Genomic DNA, 4,066 nt, shown 5'->3' on the forward strand with positions numbered 1-4,066 from the left:
ATTACAACTCATCCGAGATAAATTACATTCAGTCCGAGGACAACCGGGTGCTGGCAATAATATCGCTAAAATTGTCATAGAAGAAATCGAATCCCAATTAAATTAACCCGAACCCTGTAGGGGCAATTCGTGAATTGCCCCTACATCAGACTTGAAACCCTTGAAATTGTCATAGAAGAATTCCAATTCCAAGCATTGCCCACCTTTTTCCCACCCTAATGAATAGAAAGTATAGAGCCATTGTAGCAATGCCCACCTTTTTCCCACCCTAATGAATAGAAAGTATAGAGCCATTGTAGGGTGGGCAATGCCCACCGAACAGAAGGTGGGCAATGCCCACCCTACTCAATTCCATAGATTTTGTAGAGAAACCCGGTTTCTAAATACTGCTGGTATCGCCCCGGTTACGACATCCCATCTCGACGGCCCAATTCATAGACGCCACAAATAATACAGGCGATCATCCCCACAGAAATGGCCCAACTGCTGCCCAAGGTGAATTCGACGCCCCAGTTACAGACTCCGCCCATTGCTAGAAAGGGGACAATACTCAACACTGAGGCATAGAGGGCATTTTGGGACTCTCTAGCCTGTTTTGAGCGCTCAAACTCTTTTTCTGAGGTGTAAAGGGCGCGATCGGCAAAATTAAACCAGCGATTAAGTTGTTCCGTCACCCATTCACTGAGGCTGGAAAGCCCCAGATATAGGGCGAGAGACCATAATGAGGCTCCCGCCAGGGCGGTGGTATCGATTGCAAATTGAAAGGGAAAAATTTCAGTTAACATAGGTGAGGCACTCGGGTCATGAATTTATCTTTTCAGCGATTTTAACAAAAGTTAAGAATTTAGGATCCGGTGTCCTCTGATGAGATCAGATTGATTCAGGGCAGCCCAAATTTTGAACCGATTGATTGATTCGGTGCGTGAATGAGTGACCAGGGTACAACTTAGGGTAAAATCCACGTCGAGAAAATAACTTTCCTAGCGGCGTTGGGGTAGGGCCTGCTGAATGACTGGGGTGCAGGATTTTAGGGAACGCAATGGGTTCTCAAACGGCACCATTACCTCGGCGCGGTGGATTAGTCCTCCCTGAAAATGGAGGCAAATTTAATTTCACGGCCCTGTCTGGAAAAGATTTGTCTGTTTGATGCTCAAACTGATTTAAACCGATTCATAATGTTAATCTGCGGTTGAGGAATGGAAGTGATGATGCGAAATGCTATCCCCGGATGGATGCACAAAAACTTAGCCCGTACTTTACGACGGATGTTATTTGTCGGGCTAGGTTTAGCGGTGATGCTGTTTTTGGGGTTGCAACCCCAGATTGCTCAATCTCAGGGACCGGGAGAGCCTCAGACGGCAACGGCGAATTATTGGCAAGGGGCTTCCTTTCCGGTGGAAAATTTTCAGGCTTATACCTCGCCGTTTGGCTATCGTCAGTCCCCGACTGGAGGTTATAGCCGTGAATTTCACTCGGGTTTAGATATTGCGGCACCGATGGGAAGTTATGTCCGCAATTGGTGGGCGGGAACGGTGGTTGAGGCGATCGATGACGATCGCTGTGGCATTGGTTTGGTGATCCAATCCGGAGACTGGGAACATATCTATTGTCATATGCAAGGTGCTGTTGAGCGGTCGGGGGGGCGTCGCTACCTAATCGATCGCACCGGGGGCCTACAAATTTTTGAAGGTCAACAGGTTCCGGCGGGGGTTCGCATCGGTCGAGTGGGGATGTCGGGACGCAGTACGGGTCCTCATCTCCACTGGGGTCTGAGATACGCCAATGACTGGTATGACCCGGCGTTGATTCTGCGCGCTATGTATGGCTCATCCCGCAGTGTTTCGATGCAACCTTAAAAAAAAAGCTCCCCCCCAGTTAAGGGTGGAAGCTGCTCGGATAAAGCCCGCCTACGCGGGCTATTTTTTTAAGGGTTAACCGTTGGTAATTAGCTGTTTTTTCGGGAGGTCAACGGATTGGCTGACGAGTTTCCGGAAGTCTTCCCCTTCGATGGTTTCTTGCTCTAACAGCATATCGACGAGGCGATCGAGGAGATAGCGATGCTGACGGAGGATGACTCGGGCTTTTTCATAGCAGTCAAAGGCGATTTCTCGCACCTGCCGGTCCACTTTAGACGCAACTTCTTCGGAATAGTCCGCTTTGCTGCCGAGGTCCCGGCCTAAAAAGACTTCGGCGTTCTGGGTTTCTAGGGCGAGGGGACCTAGGGCGGACATTCCGTAGCGGGTGACCATTTCCCGGGCTAAATCAGCGACTACGCGGATATCATTACTGGCCCCAATGGTGATTTCCGTATCCCCAAACACTTCCTGTTCGGCGGCTCTCCCCCCTAGGGTAATGGTAATTCGGTCAATTAACCAAGCCCGGGTGTAGAGACCACTATCAATCATTTCTTCGTTGAAACTTTGTTGAGCAAATCCACCAATGCCACCAGAACGGGGAATGATGGTGACTTTGTTTAAGGGGTCGGAATTTTCCAAAAGGGTCATCAGCAGGGCGTGACCGACTTCGTGGTAGGCAATCAGGCGCTTTTTCTTGCTATCGAGTAAGGGGGTCAGTTGCATCCCGATGGTGATGCGATCGATGGCGTCGTCGATTTCTAAGTGGCCGATCGCCTCTTTACGTCGCCTTGCGGTTAAAATGGCGGCTTCGTTGAGGAGGTTGGCTAAGTCGGCCCCGGAAAATCCTGGGGTGCGACGGGCGATCGCCTCGATGGAGACTTCTGGGGCCAGCTTCTTATTCCGCGCATGGACTTGCAAGATTCCCAGGCGGCCATTGTAACTCGGCAAATCGACCATCACCTGCCGGTCAAATCGTCCGGGACGGAGTAATGCCTGATCCAGGACATCGGGTCGGTTGGTGGCAGCAATAATAATAATTCCAGTGTTGCCCTCAAATCCGTCCATCTCGGTGAGGAGTTGGTTGAGGGTTTGTTCTCGCTCATCGTTGCCACCGCCGATGCCTGCGCCACGCTGACGCCCGACTGCATCAATTTCATCGATGAAGACGATGCAGGGGGAATTTTCTTTAGCTTTTTTGAACAGGTCCCGCACTCGGGATGCCCCGACGCCGACAAACATTTCGACGAATTCTGACCCGGAGATGCTGAAGAAGGGGACGCCTGCTTCTCCGGCGATCGCCTTGGCAAGTAAGGTTTTGCCGGTTCCTGGAGGCCCAATTAACAGGACGCCTTTGGGAATTTTGGCCCCGATCGCCGTAAATCGTTCTGGTTTTTTCAGGAAGGTGACGACTTCTTGCAGTTCTTCTTTAGCTTCCTGAATTCCAGCCACGTCATCAAACATCACGCCGGTTTTAGCTTCCATCTGAAATCGGGCTTTAGATTTGCCAAAGCTCATGGCTTGATTTCCCGCTTGAGCCGATCGCCTGACAATCATCATTAATCCCCCAATTAAGAGGAGAATCAACAGGAGATTGGCGGCCATGCCAAAGGCGGCAGAGGGGTCAGCGGTAGGCTGCACGTCCAATTGGATTGTCTCGGCTGCCTTGTTTTGTAATCTAATTCTTTCAAATAATTCAGGGTGGCGATCGAACAGGGGAACGGTATATTCCGAATCGCCCTGTAGTAATTTAACTCGGGCAACCCCTTGTGCCGGATCCACTGCCACCCGTTGGACTTCTCCGGCATCAATTTTCTGCAATAATTCGCTATAACTCAGGGAAGTGGCCTCGGTTTGGGCGATCGCCGGAGTCGTCAGCAGCACCCCTTGAGTGAGTATTCCTGATGCCAGCATTGCCCCTAGGGTGGTGGCTAGTTTGACCGGGAGAGATGATTTTTTAGCGACTGGCCCTGTACTGTTGGCACGGTTGCCTTGTTTTGTCATACTCTGACGCTTGAGTGAACTCGGTTGAGTGACTCCCCGTTGTCCCTCGATCCACTGTTTCAAAAAACCTTTCATCGAACCCTCCGGGATACCCCTGGCTTCAGACATGGGGAGGGATAGGAGCGGCTGTTGAAAACAGCCAATTTAGTAACCATAACCGTAACCATCCTTTTTGTGAACTGCTTTACTAGACCCCTTTCGGGTGGGGG

General features: G+C 50.7%; 3 protein-coding genes. 1 reads left to right on the forward strand and 2 read right to left on the reverse strand.

Annotation, left to right across the window (positions count from 1 at the left end):
- Positions 1-404: 404 nt before the first annotated feature.
- The gene (locus tag J0895_RS11995; protein WP_207088324.1) at positions 405-785 is read right to left on the reverse strand and encodes a hypothetical protein; all 381 of its coding nucleotides are present in this window, start codon (positions 783-785) and stop codon (positions 405-407) included.
- A 420-nt stretch (positions 786-1,205) separates the two neighbouring features.
- Between J0895_RS11995 and J0895_RS12000 the strand changes: the two genes are divergently transcribed.
- A complete protein-coding gene (locus J0895_RS12000) occupies positions 1,206-1,856 on the forward strand; it encodes a M23 family metallopeptidase (RefSeq protein ID WP_207088325.1) in 651 nt (216 codons plus the stop codon).
- A 75-nt stretch (positions 1,857-1,931) separates the two neighbouring features.
- On the opposite strand, the gene ftsH is transcribed toward J0895_RS12000, so the two are convergent.
- Positions 1,932-3,932 carry an ATP-dependent zinc metalloprotease FtsH gene (gene ftsH / locus J0895_RS12005; protein WP_422894326.1) on the reverse strand — a complete coding sequence of 667 codons (2,001 nt, stop codon included), beginning with the start codon at positions 3,930-3,932 and terminating at the stop codon, positions 1,932-1,934.
- Positions 3,933-4,066 lie beyond the last annotated feature (134 nt).

The organism is Phormidium pseudopriestleyi FRX01 (assembly GCF_017313335.1).
GTDB lineage: Bacteria > Cyanobacteriota > Cyanobacteriia > Cyanobacteriales > Laspinemataceae > Laspinema > Laspinema pseudopriestleyi.

What these genes read in the sequence shown, in the direction of transcription:
- J0895_RS11995 (WP_207088324.1), bottom strand. Translation starts at nt 785, where the DNA reads ATGTTAACTGAAATTTTTCCCTTTCAATTTGCAATCGATACCACCGCC.
- J0895_RS12000 (WP_207088325.1), top strand. Translation starts at nt 1,206, where the DNA reads ATGATGCGAAATGCTATCCCCGGATGGATGCACAAAAACTTAGCCCGT.
- ftsH (WP_422894326.1), bottom strand. Translation starts at nt 3,932, where the DNA reads ATGAAAGGTTTTTTGAAACAGTGGATCGAGGGACAACGGGGAGTCACT.